Source organism: Saccharothrix xinjiangensis (genome assembly GCF_039527585.1).
Lineage (GTDB): Bacteria > Actinomycetota > Actinomycetes > Mycobacteriales > Pseudonocardiaceae > Actinosynnema > Actinosynnema xinjiangensis.
The window spans coordinates 278,305-300,826 of record NZ_BAAAKE010000005.1; the positions used below are offsets into that span (position 1 = coordinate 278,305).

Sequence of the window (22,522 nt, forward strand, 5' to 3'; positions counted from 1 at the left end):
CTGGTTACGCTCCTCACGTGGACCGCCCCCGGAAGCCGACGCTCGACACTGTCGCCAGTGCCGTCGGCGTGTCGCGCGCGACGGTCTCCAACGCCTACAACCGGCCCGACCAGCTCTCCGCCGCGTTGCGCGAGCGCATCCTGGCCGCGGCCGCCTCGCTCGGGTACGCGGGGCCGGACCCGGTCGCGCGCAGCCTCGCCACCAGGCACAGCGCGGCCGTCGGGTTCATGCTCGGGCAGCAGCTGTCCACGTCGTTCTCCGACGCGGCGCTGTCGATCGTGCTCGACGGGCTGGCCTCGACCGTGGACGGGCACGACCACTGCCTGGTGCTGATGCCGGGCCGCGACCGGGGCGGGCCGCGACCGGAGACCGTGGCGCGGGCGCAGGCGGACGTCGTGGTGGCGTACTCGCTGCCGGACGACGCGCCGGCCCTGGTCGCCGTGCGGGCGCGCGGGCTGCCCATGGTCGTGATCGACCAGCCCGTGCTGCCGGACACCGCGCGCGTCGAGGTGGACGACTTCGGCGGGGCGCGACTGGCCGCCACGGCGCTGCACGACCTGGGGCACCGGCGGTTCGGCGTGCTGACCTTCGCCCTGCGCCCCGATGGGCACGGCGGCCCCGTGTCGGCCGAGCGGCTGGCCACGGCCCCGTTCCGGGTCACCCGGGACCGGCTGCACGGGTACCTGGAGGTGACCGGCCCGCAGCCGATCTGGGAGTGCGCGCGCAGCAGCCGCGAGCTGGGACGCGCGGGCGCGCGGGAACTGCTGTCCGCCACGCCCCGGCCGACGGCGCTGCTGTGCGCCTCGGACGAGCTGGCGTTCGGGGCGCTCCAGGCGGTGAGGGACCTGGGACTCCGGGTACCCCACGACGTGTCCGTGGTGGGTTTCGACGACGTGCCGGCGGCCGCCTACGCGGACCCGCCGCTGACCACGGTGCGTCAACCCCTGGCGGAAAAGGGGCGGCGCGCGGGCGAACTGGCGCTGCGCCTGCTGGACGGCGCCAGACCCGGAGGGCCGACAAGACTGCCCGTTTCCCTGGTCTCGCGCGACTCAACAGCGACCCCGGCGTGATGCACGTCACTTTTTGGTCGTTCTGATCAGACTTCCGGCGCGGGATGGAAACGCGAAGCATCGTCCGGACGATGTGTCCGGTGGGGCCGGCCGCGCAGCTACAGCACGTGGTCAGCGCCCCGAGCGCCTCCGTAGCTCAGTGGAGAGAGCGAGGGACTTCTAATCCCGAGGTCGCAGGTTCGAATCCTGCCGGGGGCACAGCAGTGCAGGTAGTGGCGGTGGGGCCGATCACCGGTCAGGATCGGCCCACGTCAAACCCACATGATTCACTTCTCCGGACCGAGACCTTCCAGGGCGTCGGCCGCCGCCTGACCGACCGTCTTGCGGATCACGCAGACGTCCTGGGTCATGCTCACCTGGGCGTGGCCGAGGTAGTCCGCGATCTCCCGCGCCGACATCTCGGCCTGGTCCAGCCTGGTCGCGACCAGGTGCCGGAAGGCGTCCGGAGCCGGTCCCACGGATCACGGCGCCTTCCAGCCGGAGCGTTCGAGCTTCCGCGTCGACCTGTGACCAGTCGAGCGCTGGCAGCTCCCCGATCCGTGCGCCGGTCGCGGCCGGCACGTCGACCAGGTGTACGAGCGGGCCAGGTTGGTGGCCGGGACCCGCGACGCCGGAGGAGATGGAGAAGCTTGAACTGCCGGCAGGCGAGCCGGTGATGATCCTCAAGCGGCGGACGTTCACCAAGGACGGTGTGCCGATCGAGTTCGCCCGTGGCGTGCACGCGGCCAGCCGCTTCGAGTGGTCCTACAGCTTCCCGCTTCCGGACTGAGTGCCGAGAAAGGCTGCCACAGTGCCCTCTACCGTGATCCCGGACCAGCACCGTGCCGACGTCATGACGTTGTGGGAGTACCACGACATGAAGCACCGGGTGCGTCCCGCCGACATCGCGATCGGTCTTGGCAGCCACGACATCGGCGTAGCCGTCCGGGCCGTCGAGCTGTACGAGGACGGCACCGTGCCGCGACTTCTCTTCACCGGCGCGAACGCTCCCACGACCGTCAAGCGCTTCCCGCGAGGCGAAGCCGTCCACTACCGCGAACACGCGTTGGAGCACGGCGTGCCCGACGAGGTGATCCTCATCGAAACCGAGGCCGGGAACACGGCGGAGAACTTCGAGTTCAGCCGGAAGGTGTTGCAGGCCAATGGTATCGAGGTCTCGTCGGCCGTGCTGATCTCCCGCCCCTACCAGGAACGTCGCTCCTACGCCACGTGCCGGAAGCTGTGGCCCGAACTGGCGATCACGTGCACGTCGCACCGGCCACCGATTGACGAGTACGTGGCCGGGATCGGTGATGCCGACTTCGTCATCAGCATGGTGGTGGGAGACACCCAGCGGATCACGGTGTTCGCCGAAGCCGGGCACTCCATCCCGCAGGAGGTCCCCGCCGAGGTCCGAGCATCCTGCGAACGCCTGGTTGCCGCCGGTTACACCAGCAGGCTGATCAGTTGAAACGAGGGTGAAGTGCCTGACCTTGAGATCCCCGCATCCGTAGGGAGGAGTGGGCTGCTTGCCCACAGGTCCGCACCCACTCTCGCCACCACGAGCGCCCGCATCATCCGCCCACGGTCTGATCTCGCCTGCGCCAGTCTGCGCAGGCAGTCGCCCCGTCCCCCACATTGTCGGTACCTTGCCGTTCATGACCGAGCCTTCAGCCGGCGGCGTCGAAGCGTTGCTCAGCGCGGCGATCCGCCCGCTCGCCGCCAGCACGTTCGTGGCGACGTTCACGGGTGTCGGGCTGGGGCGCGAGCGAGGGCGGAACGTGCTCGACAAGGAGATCTACCGCCGGTTCGGCAAGCCCCGCAACAGCGACGCCCACCACACCTACCAAGCGGTCATCGTCCAGATCGTCCTGATCTGGGAGCAGGCGCTGCTCGCGGCGCGGTCCTCGCACGGCCCTCTGCTGCTGCTCCCCGACGGCGTCCGCGTGCTCGCCGCCACCGACCCGCTCGGCGAGCTGCACACCCTGCTCCGGGTGTGAGCCGACTTCACGAGTGGCCGGTCTCGGTGTTGTAGCGTCTCGCGGTGCAGATCTGGACGGAGCACCCCGCCAGGACCGATGTCGACGCGGTCGTCCGCCGTTACTTCGACCTGCTCCGGGCCGGGGAGGTGGCCGAGGCCGAACAGCTCGTCGTCGGCTCGTCGAGCCGGCACGTGCTCAAGGCGCTGTGGAAGGGCTCGGTCGGGCGGAGCGCCGGTGCGGACGACACACCTCCCAGCTTTGCCGCCGAGGACGAGCAGGACCTGTCCTGGCTCCGCGAACTCGATCTCGGGGACTTCACCGGGGACCACGCGGGCGACCGGGTCCACGTCGAGATCACGTACCGCGCGGAGGTGATCGAGGTGGCGTTGAGCTTCTGGGTCAAACCCACCGACGCCGGCTGGGTCGTCGCGGGGCCGGCCACCCTCTGGTAGGGCGGAGCTCAGTCGGGCGGTGGTGACGAGGAACGCCGCTCGGCCTGGGCGACGCGTCCTCAAGGGCCCGGATGCGGTCGTAGAGGTCGACCAGCGTCACGCCGTCGGCGACCCCGGCGGGCACGGCGCGCAGGTGGTCCGGTGGCACCGGAAGGTGCGGCCGAGGAAGGACCACGTGATCCACCGCGGAGTCGTCAGGTGCGGCGGAGGGTGTAGCCGCGGCGGGGGCGGCAGTCCACCCGGGACTCACCGGGCACCCGTTCGACGTGGACCGCCGCCGGGCGTTCGGTGACCGCGCAGACGTCCTCGCGCGGCCACCACCGGCCGCAGGACCGCGCCGGGGTCGCCCACAGGTCGAGGTGCGCGGCGTCCTCGTCGCGGTAGCGCGCTCCCCCGTGGCGTTGGACGTCGTAGTGCGCCACCCGGTCGACGTCGTGCCGGCCGAACCGCATGACGCCCAGGTGGTCGGCCGGTTCGGTGCTCAGCGCAAAGGAGAGCCGCGCGTCGAACGGCTCCGGCACGTTCAGGGAAGGGGCCCGGTCGACCGGGCTCGGCAAGCGGCGGAGACGCCGCCCCCGCTCGGGGGGCGCATGGGTCACGCGGTCCGGCAGCAGGTGTCGGACCGGCACGGCCAGCCGGTCGAGGAGCCCACCGTGACCAGGGCGGCGTGGGCGAGGAACTGGTCGCGCCGGGCGCGTTCGTCCAGGTGCGCGCAGGCGCAGGGTGCGGCGGAGACCGCCCGTTCGTGGTGGGCCAGGCCCATGTAGCCGGGCGGGATGCCCAGGCCGTGCGCGATGGCGGCGAGGGCGTCGTAGTCCTCGACCGGGTCGCCGTCGAGCACGCGGTCGACCTCCTGCGGCGACCGGCCGGTCAGGTCGGCGATGCGCCGCGCGGGCACGCCGTGGTCGAGCAGCAGGCGGTAGGTGGTGGTGATGTCCCGCGCCGCCAGCGCGGTGCGCATCTCGTGCTGCTCCCACAGGTCCGGCAGGCCGGTGCGCGCGCGGACCGGGCGCACGGCCCGCTCCCGCACGGCCGGGCCCGGCGCGGTGGCGGCCAGCCACTCGACCCAGGCCCAGTCCGGCTCACCGGTGGTGGTCGTGCGCCCGCCGGTGGTCAGGGCCACGCCGCGCACGGTGTCGCGGAACTCGTGCGCCACGGCCGCGGCGCCCGCGATGCCGCACGCGGAACGGGTCAGGATCGCGGCGACCGACCGGCTGGGCGGGCCGCCGCGCCAGTACAGCTCCAGCACGTCGCCGACGACCACGCCGTCCAGCCAGGCCGCGCCCCGCCACAGCGGGAGGCGGCGCAGGACGCCGCTCATCAGGCGGGCGGGCGGGGGTGGCGGCGGCGCCGGTGTCGGCGCCGGGTCGGTCGCGGGTGGCGCGGGGAGTTCGGCGGTGGCGCGCCGCCAGCGCTTCCTGGTGACGCCGAGCAGCCTCAGCTCGCCGTCCGGCGCGCGCAGGTCGAGGTGGTCGCGGCCGGGGTGGGCGCGCAGCCCCGGCACGCCGCGGCCCTCGGTGGTCGGCAGCACCTCGGCGAGCAGGTGGTCCAGCGCGGTGTCGTGGACCTGGAGGCCGACCAGGCGCGAGCTGAGCTGCACGCGGTTGATCAGGGACGTCGGGCGCAGCGGGTGGCCGCGGCGGCGCAGGCCGGACATGGCGCGGACGGTCGCCCGGAGGAACTCGGCCTCGACGCGCTGCTGGCCGGGGGTGGGGGCGGAGGGCACCAACTCGCGGTCCCTGCCGTCGGCGGCGCGCTGCCGGCGCACCGCGTTCGGGGTCTCACCGGTGCAGCGGCACCGCCTGCGCAGATCGGAGCTTGTGAACACGAGGAACCTCCGCGGCCGCCGCCCGGTTCGGCGCCACCGGGTCCGCGCACGCCGAACCACGGGGTGTGAGTGGGGATGCGGGCTCGTCCACTCGGGACGCGCTTTGGAGGCACCCGCTCCAACCGGGTCAGGAGGAGCCTCGGCGGCAGCCGCACCTGCCAGGTCACGAAACTACAACACCGGCAGGTGCGGCGGCCCGCTGATCACCCGAAGGTGCGAACTCCGCGCCCGGCCCGATCCCGGGCCGCACACCGGTCAGGGGACGTCGATCACGAAGTCCGGCTCCTCCGATTCGACGTCCAGGTACGGGGAAGGCCACTCCGCCTCGACGAAGACCCCGTCGCCCGCCCATCGGCGGGCCGCGTCGAGCGACTCGACCGAGGTGCCCACGTAGAGGTGGTAGTCGTACCCCACGTGGAGGTAGAAGACGCCGGGCCGGTGCAACCTGCACCAGACGGTGCCCTCCCTGAGCATCTCCCGGCAGACCTCGATCGCGGTGCGGAGCGGCAGCTCCGCACCGTCGTGGAGGTCGAACGCGGGCTCGTCGGCCCGCACCTCGAGCGATCGGACCAGCAGGGACTCGACCCCGGCGCGCTCGGCGAGGTGGCGGGCGCAGGAGAGGTACGCGTCCTCGACCCGGAGGTACTCCTCCTCGCTCACCACGCGCCCGCCGAACACCTTCCCCACGTCCGACACCGACGTCCACTGCTCCGCCAGGTAGTCACTGCCGTGCTCGGCCCGCGCGGGGTCGTACTTGGAGATGTGGTAGCAGTGCACCCGATCAGTCTCCCACCCGCTTGAGCTCCCACGGTGACTCTCCGTCCTCGCGGATCAAGCCGTACGTGCCCTCGCGCTTCTCCTTCGAGACGAGGTTCTTCGGGCTCTTCGCCCGCTTGAAGACGCCACCGTTGTGACCGTCCACGTCGAAGCTGTAGAACCACTTCTTCTTGGGGTCGGTGAACACCGGCTGACCGGAGCTCTTCGCGTTCTTCTCCTCGGAGAGCCCCAGCCAGTTCGCGAGGTCGCGCTGCTGCGGCGCGGTGAGCCGACCGGCCGGGGTCGACTTGGTGGCCCGACAGGCGTTCTCCTCGTTGTGCGTCAGCACCGCGGCCGCGCCGACGCCCACGTAGTACGTGTGCAGCCCGTCGACCGTGAGGTTGTGCACCCGGCGGTCCGGGGAGAACGCCCGCGTGCCCGTGACCGTCGCCGGCCGGTGGTCGGCCGTCTCGAAGGTGTAGCCCGGCTCCAGGTCCTCGGCGTGGACCCACTTCCGCAGCGACTCCACCCAGAACGGGTGCTCGTCGGTGGCCACCAGGGTGCCGCCGTCGTCCACCGTGATCTCGTGGAGCAGGCGCTCCGCCCGGTGCGAGCGGGTGTCGGTGACGGTCCTGGCGCCGGTCTCACCGGTCGTGGGGTCGGTGGCCAGGACGGTGTCGCCGACGACGACGTCCGCGATCGGCTTGCGCGTGCCGTCGGCCAGGAGGACCGGGGTCTCGCCCGAGAAGCTGTTCGAGTCGAACGACACCCGGCACGCCGCGCCCGAGCCCGCCTCCTGCTTGGCCTGCTTGCCCCGGTTCCCGGAGGTCTTCTTGCCGCGCCCGGCGAGGCTCATCAGGTCCTCGGCGAACGGCAGGCCGGACGTCGCGATGACCTCGGACACCTGCTCCTCGGCCGCCTCCTTGATGACCTCCGCGCCCGTGCCCAGCATCGCCGTCTTGATCGTCTCGTAGACCTTGTTCAGGTCCTGGACGTTCGACACGCTCGCCTGCACCACGCGCGCCGGGGCGTTGGGCACCGCCGACACGATGTGGTTGGCGTTGGCGATGCGCGGCTTCAGCGCCGCCTGGAGCGTGGGCAGCGGGTTGTTCTTGACCGCCCTGGCCACCGCCGCCTTCGCCGCCGCGGTGCGGGCCACGGCCGCCTGGTACGCGGCGCGGGCCGCGGCCGCCCTCCTGGCCGCCGCTTCGGCCGCCGGCTTGCGCGGGTCCGGCACGGCCTTGGTCGACGACGGGACGCCGTTGCCCTTCTTGGTCGGCACGCCGTCCGGGCCGCGGACGTTCCTGGGCGCCGAGTAGTCGGGCGCGCGTCCGTTCGGCGCGTCCGGGGTGCGGGCGGTCGGCACGTTGTCCGCGCCGCGCGCCGCGTCGTAGCCGCGGTTGCCCCACTTGGCCGCCGTGGCGCCCCAGCCGCCGAACGGGACCATGCCCGCGAACGACAGGCCCGCGTCGACGTAGTTGCCCTCCGCCAGGTACCAGACGCCGTTGATGCCGTCGGCGACCTCGCCGAGGCCCGGGACCAGGCCGGCGACGTCGAGTGCGGTGTGGCCGACGGTGCTGAGGTTGTCGCCCACCCAGCTGACCGCGTCGGAGAACCAGCCGTGGCCGTCGGGGTCGAAGCCGTTCAGCGGTGAGCCGACGCCGTAGACGTAGCGGTTGAAGCCCGCCGAGCCCGGACCGCCCCGGGTGACCGGGTCGCGGCTGCTGAACGTGCCGGTGGTCGGGTCGTACCAGCGCGCGCCCATGTTGACGCGGCCGGTGTCCGGGTCGGTCCAGTCGCCCTGGAAGCCGACGTCGCGCCGCGTCCCGGCGGAGGCGGTCTTGTTGCCCCACGGGTCGTAGGCGGTCGAGTCGGGCAGTGACGTCAGGCCCGTCGCCGGGTCGAAGCCGCCGACCACGTCGCCGTGCTTGTCCGACAGCAGCAGCCGCTTGTCCGCGCCCTGCGCCAGCGACAGCAGCTCGCCCGCGAGGCCCCGGCCGTAGGTGGCGGCGCCGTCGCTGACCGCGTCCACCTCCGCGCCCGCGTACTTGAACTGCCGCGCGCCGCGCGACACCGGGCGGTCGAGGCCGTCGCAGGCGTAGGACGTCGAGCCGACCTGGACCAGGCGGTCGAAGGCGTCGAAGGAGAAGTTCTCCTGGTAGCCGGAGCTGGTGCGCGACGCCAGGGTGCCGCGCGCCGCGTACGCGTAGGTGTAGTCGCCGTCGGACAGCACCCGGTTGCGCTCGTCGTAGGTCGCCGCCTTGGCGCCGTCGCGGATCCGGTTGCCCGAGGCGTCCCACGCGTACCCGGTGGTGGTCCCGTTGGAGGTCCACGAGGTCGTGCGGCCGAGGTGGTCGTAGGCGTAGGTCTGCTCGTCCGCGCCCGCGGTGCCGGCGGTGACCTTCTTGGTCAGCCGGTTGTTCGGGTCGTAGGTGTAGGCGGTCGAGGCGACGGTCGCGCCGGACGCGTTCTTCGTGACGTCGGAGACCTCGCGGCCCAGGTCGTCGTAGCCGAACTCGCGGACCCGGCCCGCGCCGTAGTCCAGGGTGCCCAGCCGGCCGGTGGCGTCGTAGCCGAAGCCGATGGAGCCGCCGGTCACGCCGTCCCGGACGGACGCCAACCTGCCCGCCGCGTAGGCGAACGACGTGGTGCCCGCCGCGTCGGCGCGCGACGACAGCCTGCCCTGCTCGTCGTACTCGAACGTCGCGTCACCGGACGGCCCGGTGGCCGAGAGCACGAGGCCGCGGGCGTTGTAGGTGTAGGTGTTCGTGCCGCCGGGCGCGCTGACGCCGGTGGTGCGGCCGACCGCGTCGTACCGCACCGAGCGTTCGGCTGTCGGCGCGCCGGAGCCGGTCTCCCGCACCAGTCTGCCGAGGGCGTCGTAGGTGCGGTTCCTGGTCACGCCGCCGGGCGCGGTCAGGACCGTCGGGCGGCCCGCGCCGTCGTAGGCCGCGGTCCAGGTGCGGTCCGCGGCCGCCGGGTGGGCGGCGGTGGCGGGCTCGATCACCGATTCGGGTTGGCCCAGCGCGTTGTAGGTGTAGGAGGTGCTGTTGCCGCGGCCGTCGGTGAACCGGGTCCGCCGGCCCGAGCTGTCGTAGCCGTAGGACGTGGTGATCGACTCGGTGTCGGACACCGGCTCGACCAACTGCGTCAGCTGCCCGAGGGCGTCGTAGGTGGACCGCGTGGTGCGGTTCTCGGCGTCGACCGAGGTGAGCCGGTTGCCCACCAGGTCGTAGGTGTGCTTGGCGGTGCGCAGGGTCTGGCCGGCCGCGTCGAGGTCGATCTCGGTCAGGGGGTTGCCCGCGCGGTCGAGCTTCAGGTACCGAGCCCGGCCCCGGGCGTCCTGCGCGTAGACCTGGTTGCCGAAGCCGTCGTACCCGTGCCGGGTGACGACGCCCGCCGGGTCGGTCGGTCACGCTGGTGCGCTGGCCCAGCCCGTCGTAGCCGTACCGGGTGACCTCGTTCTTGGGCGAGGTCACGGTCTCCAGGTTGCCCGCGGCGTCGTAGCCGAACTTCGTCTCGAACGCCGCCGGTGCGGGCCGCAGCTCCAGCCGGGTCTCGGTGAGCGGCCGGCCGAACTGGTCGTAGGTGCGCCGCACCTCGCCCAGCTCGGGGTCGGTCGTCGACAGCAGCTCGTTGTCGTGGGTGTAGGCGTACTTCCAGGCGCCGCCGGCCTCACCGGGCTCGTCCGGCTTCGGGTCCCGCTTCTCCACCACGCGACCGCGCTGGTCGTAGAACATGCGGATGACCGCGCCGCCGGGGTCGGTGGTCTTGACGACCCGGCCCATCGGGTCGTACTCGGCGGACACCGCGGCCACGATCGGCGACGACGCGCCGGGCGCCCGGTAGGCGGGCGACTCGGTGCGGGTGGTCACCGGGCCCGTGCTGCCCTGGAACACCTCCCTGACCTGGCGGCCGGCGAGGTCGTACTCGAAGTCGACGACCTCGGCGAACGACGCGCCGAACGGCCCGGTCCCGGAGTGCGCCCCGGTGCGGGCGACCCTGGTGATGTTGCCGCTCAGGTCGTAGCGGTACTCGGTGCGCCGGCGCAGGGTGTCCGGCTCCTGCGTGGTGGCGAGCAGCCGGCCGGTGGCGTCCAGCTCGTGCGTGACGACCTTGCCGCCGAGGCCGACCTGGCGGACCAGGTTGCCCGCGTCGTCGTAGGTGTTCTCCTGGATGACCACGCTCGGGGTCGTCGCGCGGTTGTCGGCCTTCGCCCGGATCTCGCGGACCAGGCCGTCGCCGTAGTAGGAGAACGCGGTGCGGCGGCCCATCGCGTCGACCTGCGTCAGCAGCCGGCCCGCGTGGTCGTACTGGTTGGACTCCAGCACGAGGTCGGGCAGCGGCGACTCCGGGTCGGTCGACGGGGCGTCGGCCGCGCCGGGCGTGATCGCCTTGCCGTGCCAGCCGACGAGCCGCACCTGGGCGACCTTGTTGCGCGCGGTGTAGCTCCAGGTGGTCTTCACGCCGTTGGCGTCGACGGCCCACGTGCGGTTGCCGAAGGCGTCGTAGCCGAACGACGCCTCGTTGCCCTCCGGCCCGACGGCCCGGCTCATCCGGCCGCGGTCGTCGAACTCGAACGTCGAGGTGCGCGGGTTGTCCGGGTCGGCCAGGTCGACGACGGTGGCCCTGGTGGTGTTGCCGTCCGCGTCGTACTCGGTGCTCTCGCGCTCGGTGCGGACCGCGCCGGTGACCGCGTTGGCGGCGGCCGGGTAGGTCACCTCGACGACGCGGCCGAGCTTGTCGTGCCGGTACGCGGTGCGCACGCCGCCCGGGTGGGCGTCCGAGTGCTCGGTCGCGGTCAGCTTGCGGCCCAGCGCGTCGTAGGTGAACGCGGTGCGCAGGCCGGACGGCGACACCGTCTCGGCGAGGTCGCCGTTGCTGTGGTAGCGGTTCACCGTGACCGCGCCGCGCGGGTCGGTCGTCGACTTCAGCAGCCGGGCCGGCTCCTTGCCGCCGCCGACCGCGTCGGACGTGCCGTCGGTGTAGCCGTGGAACGTCGAGCCGCCGTCCGGGTTGGTCTGCTTCGCCAGGTCGCCGAAGTCGGTGTACGCGGAGGTGGTCAGGTAGGTGTCGTCCGACGGCCCGGACGACCGCGCGTCGCGGACGGCGACCAGCTTGTCGGTGCGCGGGTCGGTCGGGTCGGCCGACGCCGGGTGGTACTCGTAGTAGGTCGTCTGGCAGTCGTCCTCGTCGCCGTTCGGACCGCCGTCCACGCTGCGGCAGGTGGTCTTGCGGGTGAGGTTGCCGCGCTGGTCGTGCACGAGGGTGGACCGGCTGCCGAGCTCGTCGACCACCGTGGTCTGGAAACCGGACTCGTCGTAGTCGTACAGCCGCACGCCGAGGCTCACCACGAGGCCGTTGCAGGTGACGAAGCCGTCGGGGTTGGTGGTGCAGTCGCGGCCGACGACGTCCTCGGGGCGCGGACCGACGCCGAGCGGCGTGACCTGGCGCAGGATGCGGCCCTTGAGGCCGTCGAAGTCGTAGTACTGCGGCCGGCCGCCCGGGTCCACGACGCGGACCGAGCGGATGACGTTGGTCTCCGAGCCGCCCACCGTGGGCACGCCGAGCTGCCAGCGACCGCCGTCGCCGTCGACGTACTCGCTCATGCGGTCGTGCACGTTGTCGTAGGCCACCTCGGCGGCGACCCTCATGCCGGGCATGGTCACCCGGGTCACCTGGTCGCCGGCCGCGCGGGCGCGGTGGTGCGCGACGACCCGGTTGGGGCCGAACGGGCGGGCGTACACGGCGACCTCGTCGACGAGGCCGGCCAGCTCGGTGCGGCCGCCGTCGATCGCCGGGAACGCGCCGACCGTGTGGGCCGTGCCGACCTGCGCGTGCTCCAGGCGCGGGTGCTCGATGACGCCCTCGCGGGTGCCGACGACGGCGCCGTCGAGGTACAGCGTCTGGGTGGCCAGCGAGCCGGACAGCACCACGTGGTGCCACTGGTCGTCGTTGACGGCGCCCGTGCTGGTGATCGGGTCGACCGCGCCGGTGGTGCGGAACTGGCCGCGCAGCTTGCCGTCCGAGCCGACGTAGAGCAGCGGCGCGCCGGTGCCCGGCTCCTCGCCGAGCGCCTTGTCCTGGTAGCCGACCAGCGGCCCGGCGGACGAGGTGCGGAACCACAGCTCCACCGCGAGGTCGCGGTGCCTGCTCAGGGCCTGCGCGGGCAGTTCGAGGTAGGAGGAGCCGTTCAGCTCGACCGCGCGGTCGTCGCTGCCGGTGAGCGCGCCCGCCTTGCCGTGGTGGCTCTCGTCGAGGTCGACGAACCGGGCCTTGTCCTTGCCCAGCTTGACGCCGATCTGGCTGCCCGCGTCCTCGCCTTCCGCCTCGCCGAGCCGCCAGTAGGAGTCCGGGCGTGCGTCGAGCACGACGCTGCGGTAGTGCGAGCCGTTGCCGTACTGGTAGCGGGTGCAGCGGCCGTCGGGGTTGCACGCCTCCAGCAGCCGGTCGCCGTCGTAGCGGTAGACCCGGACCAGCGCCGCGCCGACCACCACGTCGGACTTGACCTCGACGACGTGGCCGTCCTGCCAGCGGAAGGTCAGGGAGCGGTTGCTGGTGGTGCTGATCGCCCGGGAGAGCCTGCCCTCGATGTTGTAGCGGAGCTCGACCTGCCGGCCCGCGCTGTCGCGGATGGACCGCAGCGCGCCGTCGAAGCGGAACGCGTGGACCGTGCGGTCCTTGTCGACGAGCTGCCAGCCGTTGCCCTGGCTGTCCGGGAGCGCGGTGAGGGTCGCGGACCGGCCGGGCGGCGGGGTGTAGCTGCCGTCGGGGTTGCGGCCGAACCGCACCTGCTGGCCGTCGGGGTAGGTGACCACGACGTTGCCCGAGCCGTCGTCGTCCACGACGACCCTCATGTCGTAGCGCGACGACCAGCCGACGCCGAACGCCGGGTCGCGGCGCGGGTCGAGGCTGTTGTAGGTGCGCGCGACGTTCAGCTCGGGGCCGGCGGTCGCGGCCGTGGCGTCCACCGCGGCCGTGGTGAAGTTGCCCGCGATCGGGTCGAAGCCCAGGCCGTTGCCGGTGTACGGCGCGTTGCCGAAGCGCGAGGTGATCCCCGGCTGCGGCACCGAGGTGAGCAGCGCCGAGAACGGCAGGCCCTCGCTCTCGGACCGGCCGTCCCACAGCCAGGTGCGCCACAGGTAGACCTCGTCCCAGCGCAGCTTGCCCGCGGGCAGGGTCCAGTAGACGTTCGGTTGGCGGCCCGAGTCGAAGCAGGACACCGGGTTGCCCAACCGTCGTCCCCAGCGGCGACGGCTTCGAGATCGCCTACCGGGCCGCGAACAACGCCTACGCGGTGAAGAAGTTCACCAACGGCGTCCTCGGCACGACACGGGTCGCCGACGGCGTCTTCGGTCCGTCCGCGCCGGGCCTGGTGGTGTTCTCCGACGGCAAGGTCCAGCTCGTGGCCCGCTCCTCCGGCAACAAGCTCTACACGCAGAAGGAGGGCGCGTCGGGCTTCCCGGCCCCGGGCGTCAACGGGTGGACCGACATCAGCGGCGGCCTGACGTTCAGCGGCGCGCCCAGCGCGCTGCTCAACGCGTACGGCATCGTCGAGGTGGCGGTCCGCGACGGCGACGGCAGCGTGCGGCGGAGCGGTCAGACCGCGCCCGCCGCCACGACGTGGCGGACGTGGCACGACTACCACCAGGTGTCGGCGATCGACCCGGCGTTCGCCTCCGCGAGCGGGAGCGAGCAGCGGATCTTCGCGCTGGACGAGTACGGCGAGTTCTACCTCTGGCAGACCACCGCCTACGCGTCCGACTCCGCGACGGCCCGGCGCGCCGCCGCGCCCGCGGAGGTCCTGATCACGGGCAAGGCCCCCACCGAGGGGTGACCGGGGTGACACCCCGGTGACCGGCGGCCGGCGTCCCCACGGGGCGCCGGCCGTTCCCGTTCCCCACCCCGGTGGCGGGCATAGGATGGGAAGCCCACGAAGCCGCTCACCAGGGGGTCGACGTTGTCCGTCCGCGCCACGTGGTCCGGCCTGCGGGCGCTCCACCACCGGGTCAACGCGCACCTGGAGCGCGCCCTCCAGCGGCGGTTCCACTTCGGCATGTCGGAGTTCGCCGCGCTGTCCGCGCTGGTGGAGGCGCCGGACGGCGAGCTGCGGATGCAGGAGCTGACCGAGGTGATCGGGCTGAACCAGAGCTCGGTGAGCAGGCTGGTGGCCCGGTTGGAGCAGTCCGGGCTGACCGGGCGGGAGCTGTGCGAGACCGACCGGCGCGGGGTCTACAGCTGCATCACGCCGCGGGGGCGCGAGGTGCACGCCACCGCGGCGGCGTTCTTCGACGAGACCCTGGAAACGATCTTCGCCGAGGTCTCCCAGGACCCCGAACTGGGCCCGATGCTCGCCAAAATGCGTGCTTGAGGCCGGTTTTCTGTCGGTGCCCCGAGGTAGAATCGAACACGAGTTCGATCGCGAGGGGAGCATGCCGTGGCACCGATCAGCGTCACCGCCCTGTCGTTCACCGAGTACGTGATGAGCGGTCAGCGCGGCCGGATCAACATCGTGAGCGACCAGCGGCGGATCTACCTGTCGTCGGAGCACTGGGTCGCCGGCTTCTACAACCCGATGCGCGACGCGATGCGGCGGGCCGCCAACTCGCCCGACCCGGAGGCCGAGCTGGAGAAGGCGATCGGCGCGGCGCTGGACCACCCGCGGGCCGGGCAGCTGCGCGCGTTCGAGGAGCTGAAGGCGGGGTTCCTGCCCTGGCTGCTGGACACCCGCTCGACCGGCGTGCCGACCGGGTCGGCGCGCTGGCGCGCGGGCGACCTGGAGCTGAAGGTGCGTCCGCACCTGGGGCTGATCGCGCCGGACGGGTCGCGGGCCGCGGTGCTGGTGTACGTGAAGGAGCCGCCGCTGACGCAGGAGTCGGCCAACGTGGCGCTGCGCATCCTCCAGCAGACCATGGGCGACGTGCTGCCGGGCGCGACGCCGCTGGTGCTGGACGCGCGACGGGGTCAGGCGTACCGGATGTCGCGGCGGACGAACCTGACCAAGCTCGACGCCCTGATCGCGGCGGAGGCGGCGGGGTACGTCGTGCACTGGCGGATGAGCGCGTGACCCGGACGCCGGCCCTCGTGTGGACGGGGGCCGGCGCCCGGGGCCGGGTGTTGGGCTGAGGTGGGGGCCGACCGGGGCCGGTCGGCGGAGATCGGGTGGCCGAGGCCAGGTAGCCGGGTTGTCGGCAGGTCGGCGCCGGCGTGATCAGTCGGCCGCGAAGCCCGCCTCGTCGTGGGCGAACTCGCCGCCCACCACGGTGGCCAGCACCCCGATGTCCCCGATCCGCGACACCTCGCAGGTCAGCGGGTCGGTCTCCAGGACGGCGAAGTCGGCGAACCGCCCCGGCGCGACGCTGCCCAGCGCCCCCTCCAGCCGGCAGGCGTACGCGCCGCCGGAGGTGTAGGCCCGCAGCGCCTCCTCGACCGTCACGGCCTCGTCCGGGCCGATCGCGTTGCCCTCCCTCGACAGCCGCTCGACCATGAACTGGACCGCGCGCAGCGGCGCGCCGTCGACCACCGGCCGGTCCGAGCTGCCCGCGACCACGATCCCCCGGTCGAGGAACGCCCGACCCCGGTACATCCACGGCGCCCGCTCCGGCCCCATGACGCGCGAGTAGTCGTCCCCGTAGGCCCACAGGAACGTGGGCTGGATGACCGGGACCACCCCCAGCGCGGCGATCCGGTCCAGCTGGTCCGGCCGCACCAGCCCGCAGTGCTCGACGCGGTGCCTGGCGCCCGGCCTGGGCACGGCCTCCTGCGCGGCCGCCAGCGCGTCCAGCGCGAAGTCGACCGCCCGGTCACCGATCGCGTGCACGGCCAGCTGCCACCCGGCCGCGTGGCCGTCCACGATCGCGGCGCGCATCGCGGACGGGTCGTCGTGGAGCTGACCGGCCGTGTCCAGGCCGACGTAGGGCTCGGTCAGGGCCGCGGTCCGGGCCATCATGCCGCCGTCGGTCCACAGCTTCAGCGCGCCGATGGACAGCCGGTCGCCGCCCAGGCCGGTGCGCAGCCCCGGTGGCACGGCCCGCCGGATGCCGTCGGCGGCGTGGGCGACCACGGGTTCCAGGAGGTCGGCCGACACCATCAGCTGCACGCGGATCGGCAGGTCGGCCCGCTGGTAGGCCTCCACCTCCAGGGGGCTGCTGCCGATCAGGCCGCCGCCGACACCGGCCTCGGCGGCCAGCACGACGCCCTCCCGGGCGCACTGCGCCGCGCCCAGCGCCACGTCCGCGGCGATGTCGTCCAGCGAGTAGGGCAGCCGCAGCGCCCGCACGGCGGTCTGGGCGGCCTCGGCCAGGAACCCGGTCGGCTCGCCGTCCGCGCCCCGCTGCGCCTCCCGCAGCGCGGCGGCGGGCAGCAGGCCCAGCACGTCGCCGCTCACCACGCACGCGTGCCCGGACAGGTCCTGCACGTACACCCGGGGCCCGACCAGGTCCAGGTCGCGCGAGGTCAGCCGCCGGTCGAGGGCCCGGTGGTCGTACCCGGCCACCTCCAGCCAGTCGGTCGACCTCGGCAGGGCCCGCAGCACGTCCAGCACCTGCGCCACCGTCGCGCACGAGGAGATGTCCGCGGTCCGCGACGCCCGACCGGTCCAGGCCAGGTGGTTGTGCGCGTCGACGAACCCCGGCAGCAGCACCGCGCCGCCCAGGTCCACCACCCGCCGGGCGGGCAGGTCGGCCACGTCGGCGTCCAGGCCGACCACCCGCCCCGCCCACACCCCGACCACGGACGCCACCGGGTGCGCCGGGTCCATCGTCACAACCCGGCCGTTCACGTACTTCTGGTCCAGGATCACCCGCGCAGGCTAGCGAACACCTACTTAGGTTAGGGTCAGATAACTTAGGTGAGGCTAAGGAGAGCAGCCATGCGCGTCGTCATGTTCGGCTACCAGACCTGGGGTCATCGCACCCTCCAGGCGCTGCTGGACTCCGAGCACGAAGTGGTGCTGGTGGTCACCCACCCCAAGAGCGACCACGCCTACGAGCGCATCTGGAGCGACTCGGTCGCCGACCTCGCGGCGGAGCACGGCGTCGAGACCCTGATCCGCAACCGGCCGGACGACGACGAGCTGTTCCAGCGGCTCAAGGAGGTCGACCCGGACGTCATCGTCGCCACCAACTGGCGCACGTGGATCCCGCCCCACGTCTTCAGCCTGCCCAAGCACGGCACGCTGAACGTGCACGACTCGCTGCTGCCCGCCTACGCGGGCTTCTCGCCGCTGATCTGGGCGCTGATCAACGACGAGAAGGAGGTCGGCGTCACCGCGCACATGATGGACGAGACGCTCGACGCGGGCGACGTCGTGCTCCAGCGGTCGGTCCCGGTCGGCCCCCGCGACACCACCGCCGACCTGTTCCGCAAGACGCTGGAGCTGTTCGGCCCGATCACCGTCGACGGGCTCGCCGAGATCGCCTCCGGCCGCACCGACTTCCTCAAGCAGGACCGGTCCAGGGCCAGCTTCTTCCACAAGCGCGCCGAGGAGGACCTGCGCATCGACTGGACGTGGGAGGCCGACGAGCTGGACCGGCTGGTCCGCGCCCAGTGCGCGCCGTACCCGAGCGCGTTCTGCTTCCACGGGGGCGAGCGGCTGGAGATCGTCGAGGCCGAGGTGTCCGCGCAGCGCTACGGCGGCACGCCCGGCCGCATCTTCTACCGCGAGGGCGACGGCGTGGCCGTCGTGGCGGGCGCGCTGGCGCGGCGGGGCCGCAACCACGCGCTGCTGGTGAAGAGGGTCCGCACCGAGGACGGCCGGGAGCTGGGCGCGACCGAGTACTTCACTCGCATGGGCGGGTACCTGACGAGCCGGCCGTGACCGGACCGCCGGGTCCCCTGACCGAGGCCTGCCGGACGACGAACAGGAACGCCCAGGTCAGCAGCACCATGACGGCGTGGGTGACGAGCGGGCCGGTGGACTTCTCCACCAGGATCCAGCTGATCCACGTGTAGGTGACGAGGGCGCCGGCCGCCGCGCCGTAGCGGTGGGCGGCGCCCCAGCGGGCGCTGCGCCCCCACCACAGGCCCGCCGCCGAGGCGGCGACGAGCCAGCCGACCTTCCACCAGAACCCGGTCCAGTCCTCGGGCATCGACACGTACAGCGAGGAGACGAGGAACGCGCCGAAGCCCACGGCCCACGGCGGCGGCACGGGGCGGTCGACGGGCGGTCGGGGGTGGAGGTGGGGCCGGGGCTCCGACTGGGGCCGTGGCCGGGGTCGGAGCAGGAAGGCCGCCGCGACCAGGGCGGCCACGACGAGCGCCGCGCCGACGCGCTGGGCGGGCGTGGCGAGGAAGCCCTCCTCGCGCAGCAGGAACCGGAAGACCAGGAAAGACCCGGCCGCGAAGACGAGGGAGCAGGCGACCAGACCGGTGCGGCCCAGCCACGGCGTGGTGCGCCGCCGCCACGCCAGCGACTCGACCAGCGCGATCGGCACCCCGATGCTCCACACCGCGTGCCCGACCACGAACACGAGGGTGTTGAGGGCGCTGATGCCCAGGGCGGGCACCGGCGTCACCGCCTGGAAGTCGTGCCCCTCGAAGTTCGGGTTGAACATCGACTGGTCCAGCAGGCCGGCCTCCAGCACGCCGTAGGCGCAGCCCAGCAGCAGGATCGTCGGCCAGCCCCGGCCGGTGCGGCGGGCCACCTCGCGGATGAGCAGCGCTCCCCCGCCGTACATGGGGGCGAGCACCACCAACGCGCCGATCCCGGACCACGGGACGTTGCCGAGCACGTACTCCCCGACGAGCGGGGCCAGCAGGAAGAGCACCAGGGCGGCGCGGAGGTTGCGGGGCACGTCCCGGAACGCTAGGAGCGGGCGCGGGGCGGGGCATCGGGCGCGAGGACGGTCTTCGGGCTCGTCCTCAAGGCCGAGGTGGCCGGGGAGGTGAGCGTGGAGGGAGGCGGCCGGGGGGCGATCCGCCTTCAGGCCGAGCGCGGGCGGACCAGGCCGACCTCGTAGGCGAACACCACGGCCTGCACCCGGTCGCGCAGGTCCAGCTTGCGCAGCACCGCGGACACGTGCGTCTTCACCGTCGCCTCGGTCAGCACCAGGTGGGCGGCGATCTCGGCGTTCGACATCGCCAGCGCCACCAGGCGCAGGACCTCGCGCTCCCGCCCGGTCAGCACGTCCAGCGCACGGGGCGACGGCGCGGGCAGCGCCTGGACGAACCGGTCCAGCAGCCGCCTGGTCACCGACGGCGCGAGCAGCGCGTCACCGCGCGCCACCACCCGCACCGCCTCCACCAGCTCCACCGGCCGCACGTCCTTGAGCAGGAACCCGCTCGCGCCCGCGCGCAGCGCCGCGTACACGGAGTCGTCCACGTCGTAGGTGGTGAGCACCAGCACGCGCGCCCCGGCGTCGGAGGCGACGATCCGGCGGGTCGCGGCCAGGCCGTCCACGCCCGGCATCCGCACGTCCATCAGGACCACGTCCGGGTCCAGCTCGGCGGTCAGCGCCACCGCCTCCGCGCCGTCCGCCGCCTCGCCGACCACCTCGACGTCGTCCCGCGACTCCAGGATCATCCGGAACCCGCCGCGCACCAGCGCCTGGTCGTCGGCGATCAGCACGCGGATCACGCGGTCACCGCCAGGGGCAGGCGGGCGCGCACCCGGAACCCGCCGTCGGGCAGCGGGCCGGCGTCGACCGTGCCGCCGAGCAGCGCGGCCCGCTCGCGCATCCCGGTGATGCCGCGCCCCCGGTGGTCCACCGGGCCGCCGCGGCCACCGGTCACCCGGTCGCTGTCGTCGGTCGCCGGGCCGTTGGTCGTCCGGCCGTCGGTCGCCGAGCCGCGACCGTCGTCGCGGATCTCCAGCTCCAGCACGCCGCCGTCGTCGCGCACCAGCACCTCGGCCCGGCTCGCGCGGGCGTGCCGCAGGGTGTTGGTCAGCGCCTCCTGCACGATCCGGTACGCCGACTGGTCCACGCCCGCGGGCAGCGGCGCCCGCTCGCGCCTCGCCCGCAGGTCGCACCGCACGTCCACGCGCAGGCCCGCCGCCCGCAGCGGCTCGACCAGGTCGGCGAGCCGGTCCAGGCCCGGCCGCCCGTCCGGGCCGGCGAGGAGCTTGCGCAGCTCGTCGAGCGTGGCGCGGCCGGTCGCCTCGATCGAGCGCAGCGACTCGCGCGCCCGGTCCGGGCGGTGGTCGAACACGTCGTCCGCGGCGGCGGCCTGCACGACGATCACCGAGACGCCGTGCGCGATCACGTCGTGCAGCTCGCGGGCGATCCGGGCCTGCTCCTCGGCGACGGCGCGCTCGGCGGCCTGCGCCACCGCGACCCGGCGGTTGCGCACCGCCTCGCCCAGCGCCCACACCACCACGGCGACCGCCAGCACGAACTGGGTGTCCTCGGCGGTGGTGGTGCGGAAGTTCAGCGAGATCAGGCCGAGCAGCAGGACCAGGGCGGGCAGCGACAGCCGGGGCGGCCGGGCGGCGGCGAGCGAGCCGACGGCGAAGAGCGCCGGGAACGGGAACACGGTCATCGGCGCGACCAGCTGGACCGCGAGGCCGCAGACGAGCGCGACGGCCGTGACGGGGACCGGGCGGCTCCGCCGCCACCACAGCGCGGCGCCCGACACCAGGGCGGCCAGGGCCGCGGGGACGGCGACGGCCGCGACCTGTTGAGACGTGCCGAGGACGAGCACCGCGCCGAAGAGCGCGACCACGACCGGCACGACCACGTCGAACGCCATTCGAACCACGCGCACGGGTGACGATTATCCCGGAGCATTCGGGTCCGGTGTTCGGATCGGGTGTTTGCACGGCGGCCGATATCGCTGATCATGGGTGCATGAGTGGCAAACGGTCGTCCACGCTGGCCGGTGTCGTCCTGCTGGTCCTGGTGGTCATCATCGGCTACTACGTGGTCCAGGACCAGGACGGCGCCGATTCGCCCGGTGGCACGCCGGGCGCGACGACCGGGCCCGCCGCGCCCGGCGACGACCCGGCCGCGCAGCTCGCGGCGCTGACCCTCGCGCCCGAGGGGAAGATGACCGGCTACAGCCGTGACCGGTTCCCGCACTGGAGCAGCCAGGGCGACTCGTGCGACACCCGGGAGATCGTGCTCCAGCGGCAGGGCGCGGACGTGCAGGTCGACGGCGAGTGCCGGGCGACGTCGGGCACGTGGACCAGCCCGTACGACGGGGTGGTCGTGACGCAGGCCGGCGACCTGGACATCGACCACACCGTGGCGCTGGCCGAGGCGTGGCGGTCGGGCGCGGACGAGTGGACCGACGAGCAGCGCGAGAAGTTCGCCAACGACATGGGCGGGTTGCAGCTGTTCGCCGTGACGGCGAGCAGCAACCGGTCCAAGGGCGACCAGGACGCGGCCAAGTGGAAGCCGCCGGTGGAGGACTACTGGTGCACCTACGCGCGGTCCGTGGTGTCGGTGAAGACGCTGTACTCGTTGACCGTGGACGAGGCCGAGCGCGACGCGTTGTCCGTGATGCTCCAGACCTGCTGACCTGCTGACCTGCTGACCGCAGGCCCCGGGACCCGCGAGTCGGGTCCCGGGAACGTCAGCCGATCAGGTCGAATCAGTCGATCAGGTCGAGCCGGCGGATCCGGTCGGGTCAGCCGATCAGGTTAATCCCAGCCGGGTCGGGCCGGTCAGGGGTGCAGGGACTCCAGCTGGTCGACCAGGTCCGCGTGCACCTCGGCCCGGCGGACCCACGCGGCCATGCCCGAACCCGCCGAGGGGACCTCCCCCAGGGGTGAGACCGGGTCCGTGATCCCGTACTCCAGGCGGTAGGCGATCAGGGTCACCGCGGCCTCCACCCAGGGCGCCGGGTCCGGGTGGGTGATCTCGCCCAGGCCGATGCGGAACCACAGCGGCAGGCGGGTGTCGGTGGCCAGCGCGCGTTCCAGGCGCGTGCGGGCGATGTCCAGGACCTCCTGGCGGGCCTTGTCGCCGGCCATGACGGCCTCGGCGCGCCACGGCTCCTCCTCGGCGGCCTGGTCGGCGGCCAGGCGCTCCGCCGCGTCCGCCGCCTCGGCCTCGCGCACGCTCAGCTGCCACTCCAGGTTGTCCACCCGGTGCTGGAGCTGGTCGCGCTCGATCCGGGGCACCCGGCCGGAGGTCAGCCTGCCGGCGACCGCGTCCCGCTCCTGGCGCAGCGACTCGTACTCGGCCACCTCCGAGCGCAGCTCGCCCCGCACGGAGTCGGCCAGCAGCTCCTGCTCAGCGTCCCACGCGGCGCGCAGCGCGGCCACGGTGTCGGCGATGCCGGCCACCGCGTCCAGGTCCTCGTCCGGGCCCGACCCGGCGCCGGAGAGCCTGCGCTCCAGCACGCGCAGGCGCGTGCTCACCCGGTTCAGCTCGGCCTTCAGCGACTCCGTGGTGGCGACGAGGTCCGCGACCGTGGGCTCGACCTCGTCGAGCCGCTCCTTCTCCGTGGGCACGTGTTCAGGGAACCCCACGAAATGACCCCGTCCAGGGGTGGATCGGGAAAACCACGCCA

General features: G+C 73.3%; 20 protein-coding genes, 1 tRNA gene and 1 pseudogene. 11 read left to right on the plus strand and 11 right to left on the minus strand.

Going from position 1 to position 22,522, the window contains the following annotated elements:
* Window positions 1-17: 17 nt before the first annotated feature.
* Window positions 18-1,070: a LacI family DNA-binding transcriptional regulator gene (locus ABD223_RS14700; protein ID WP_344036741.1), complete on the plus strand. Its 1,053-nt coding sequence runs from the start codon at window positions 18-20 to the stop codon at window positions 1,068-1,070.
* Between the two features lie 125 nt (window positions 1,071-1,195).
* Window positions 1,196-1,268 (plus strand) — tRNA-Arg (locus ABD223_RS14705).
* A gap of 68 nt (window positions 1,269-1,336) precedes the next feature.
* Here the strand turns inward: ABD223_RS14705 and ABD223_RS14710 are convergent.
* On the minus strand, window positions 1,337-1,528 hold the full coding sequence (locus ABD223_RS14710; RefSeq protein WP_344036742.1) for a tyrosine-type recombinase/integrase: 192 nt from the start codon (window positions 1,526-1,528) through the stop codon (window positions 1,337-1,339).
* A gap of 77 nt (window positions 1,529-1,605) precedes the next feature.
* On the opposite strand from ABD223_RS14710, the gene ABD223_RS14715 reads away from it, so the two are divergent.
* The 4 genes from ABD223_RS14715 (at window position 1,606) to ABD223_RS14730 (ending at window position 3,483) form a co-directional block, all read left to right on the plus strand.
* Window positions 1,606-1,839: a UTRA domain-containing protein gene (locus ABD223_RS14715; protein ID WP_344036920.1), complete on the plus strand. Its 234-nt coding sequence runs from the start codon at window positions 1,606-1,608 to the stop codon at window positions 1,837-1,839.
* 63 nt (window positions 1,840-1,902) lie between these two features.
* A complete protein-coding gene (locus ABD223_RS14720; RefSeq protein WP_344036743.1) occupies window positions 1,903-2,520 on the plus strand; it encodes a YdcF family protein in 618 nt (205 codons plus the stop codon).
* Window positions 2,521-2,707: 187 nt separating this feature from the next.
* Window positions 2,708-3,049 (plus strand): hypothetical protein, encoded by a 342-nt coding sequence (locus tag ABD223_RS14725; protein ID WP_344036744.1) that lies wholly within the window; start codon window positions 2,708-2,710, stop codon window positions 3,047-3,049.
* A 44-nt stretch (window positions 3,050-3,093) separates the two neighbouring features.
* Complete coding sequence (locus ABD223_RS14730) at window positions 3,094-3,483, plus strand: hypothetical protein (RefSeq protein WP_344036745.1); 390 nt, start codon at window positions 3,094-3,096, stop codon at window positions 3,481-3,483.
* A gap of 194 nt (window positions 3,484-3,677) precedes the next feature.
* On the opposite strand, the gene ABD223_RS14735 is transcribed toward ABD223_RS14730, so the two are convergent.
* From ABD223_RS14735 to ABD223_RS43850, 5 genes and pseudogenes are all read right to left on the minus strand, one after another.
* A complete protein-coding gene (locus ABD223_RS14735) occupies window positions 3,678-4,004 on the minus strand; it encodes a hypothetical protein (protein WP_344036746.1) in 327 nt (108 codons plus the stop codon).
* A gap of 74 nt (window positions 4,005-4,078) precedes the next feature.
* Window positions 4,079-5,311 carry a hypothetical protein gene (locus ABD223_RS14740; protein WP_344036747.1) on the minus strand — a complete coding sequence of 411 codons (1,233 nt, stop codon included), beginning with the start codon at window positions 5,309-5,311 and terminating at the stop codon, window positions 4,079-4,081.
* Between the two features lie 255 nt (window positions 5,312-5,566).
* Window positions 5,567-6,088 carry a hypothetical protein gene (locus ABD223_RS14745; RefSeq protein WP_344036748.1) on the minus strand — a complete coding sequence of 174 codons (522 nt, stop codon included), beginning with the start codon at window positions 6,086-6,088 and terminating at the stop codon, window positions 5,567-5,569.
* A gap of 4 nt (window positions 6,089-6,092) precedes the next feature.
* Window positions 6,093-9,074, minus strand: coding sequence for an RHS repeat-associated core domain-containing protein (locus ABD223_RS14750; RefSeq protein ID WP_380646089.1), 2,982 nt, complete (start codon window positions 9,072-9,074; stop codon window positions 6,093-6,095).
* A gap of 2,722 nt (window positions 9,075-11,796) precedes the next feature.
* Window positions 11,797-13,290: pseudogene (locus ABD223_RS43850) on the minus strand (LamG-like jellyroll fold domain-containing protein); the annotation flags it as partial.
* A gap of 74 nt (window positions 13,291-13,364) precedes the next feature.
* On the opposite strand from ABD223_RS43850, the gene ABD223_RS14770 reads away from it, so the two are divergent.
* The 3 genes from ABD223_RS14770 (at window position 13,365) to ABD223_RS14780 (ending at window position 15,134) form a co-directional block, all read left to right on the plus strand.
* A complete protein-coding gene (locus ABD223_RS14770; RefSeq protein WP_344036749.1) occupies window positions 13,365-13,904 on the plus strand; it encodes a DUF8189 domain-containing protein in 540 nt (179 codons plus the stop codon).
* A 123-nt stretch (window positions 13,905-14,027) separates the two neighbouring features.
* Window positions 14,028-14,438 (plus strand): MarR family winged helix-turn-helix transcriptional regulator, encoded by a 411-nt coding sequence (locus ABD223_RS14775; protein WP_344036750.1) that lies wholly within the window; start codon window positions 14,028-14,030, stop codon window positions 14,436-14,438.
* 66 nt (window positions 14,439-14,504) lie between these two features.
* Window positions 14,505-15,134, plus strand: a complete 630-nt coding sequence (locus ABD223_RS14780) for a hypothetical protein (RefSeq protein ID WP_344036751.1) — start codon at window positions 14,505-14,507, stop codon at window positions 15,132-15,134.
* Between the two features lie 144 nt (window positions 15,135-15,278).
* Here ABD223_RS14780 and ABD223_RS14785 read toward each other — a convergent pair whose 3' ends face one another.
* Window positions 15,279-16,868 (minus strand): amidohydrolase, encoded by a 1,590-nt coding sequence (locus tag ABD223_RS14785; protein ID WP_344036752.1) that lies wholly within the window; start codon window positions 16,866-16,868, stop codon window positions 15,279-15,281.
* 69 nt (window positions 16,869-16,937) lie between these two features.
* Here ABD223_RS14785 and ABD223_RS14790 point away from each other — a divergent pair, with 69 nt between their 5' ends.
* Window positions 16,938-17,885 (plus strand): methionyl-tRNA formyltransferase, encoded by a 948-nt coding sequence (locus tag ABD223_RS14790; protein ID WP_344036753.1) that lies wholly within the window; start codon window positions 16,938-16,940, stop codon window positions 17,883-17,885.
* Here the strand turns inward: ABD223_RS14790 and ABD223_RS14795 are convergent.
* The 3 genes from ABD223_RS14795 to ABD223_RS14805 form a co-directional block, all read right to left on the minus strand.
* Window positions 17,848-18,861, minus strand: a complete 1,014-nt coding sequence (locus ABD223_RS14795; protein ID WP_344036754.1) for a hypothetical protein — start codon at window positions 18,859-18,861, stop codon at window positions 17,848-17,850. The genes ABD223_RS14790 and ABD223_RS14795 overlap by 38 nt on opposite strands.
* Before the next feature lie 128 nt (window positions 18,862-18,989).
* Window positions 18,990-19,643 carry a response regulator gene (locus ABD223_RS14800; protein WP_344036755.1) on the minus strand — a complete coding sequence of 218 codons (654 nt, stop codon included), beginning with the start codon at window positions 19,641-19,643 and terminating at the stop codon, window positions 18,990-18,992.
* A complete protein-coding gene (locus ABD223_RS14805; RefSeq protein ID WP_344036756.1) occupies window positions 19,640-20,770 on the minus strand; it encodes a sensor histidine kinase in 1,131 nt (376 codons plus the stop codon). The genes ABD223_RS14800 and ABD223_RS14805 overlap by 4 nt, the downstream gene beginning before the upstream one ends.
* A gap of 83 nt (window positions 20,771-20,853) precedes the next feature.
* Between ABD223_RS14805 and ABD223_RS14810 the strand changes: the two genes are divergently transcribed.
* Complete coding sequence (locus ABD223_RS14810; protein WP_344036757.1) at window positions 20,854-21,525, plus strand: HNH endonuclease family protein; 672 nt, start codon at window positions 20,854-20,856, stop codon at window positions 21,523-21,525.
* A gap of 146 nt (window positions 21,526-21,671) precedes the next feature.
* Here ABD223_RS14810 and ABD223_RS14815 read toward each other — a convergent pair whose 3' ends face one another.
* Window positions 21,672-22,463 carry a hypothetical protein gene (locus ABD223_RS14815; protein WP_344036758.1) on the minus strand — a complete coding sequence of 264 codons (792 nt, stop codon included), beginning with the start codon at window positions 22,461-22,463 and terminating at the stop codon, window positions 21,672-21,674.
* Window positions 22,464-22,522: the final 59 nt, after the last annotated feature.

Coding starts and splice junctions, on each gene's coding strand:
- ABD223_RS14720 (WP_344036743.1), top strand. CDS start 1,903: ATGACGTTGTGGGAGTACCACGACATGAAGCACCGGGTGCGTCCCGCC.
- ABD223_RS14725 (WP_344036744.1), top strand. CDS start 2,708: ATGACCGAGCCTTCAGCCGGCGGCGTCGAAGCGTTGCTCAGCGCGGCG.
- ABD223_RS14790 (WP_344036753.1), top strand. CDS start 16,938: ATGCGCGTCGTCATGTTCGGCTACCAGACCTGGGGTCATCGCACCCTC.
- ABD223_RS14810 (WP_344036757.1), top strand. CDS start 20,854: ATGAGTGGCAAACGGTCGTCCACGCTGGCCGGTGTCGTCCTGCTGGTC.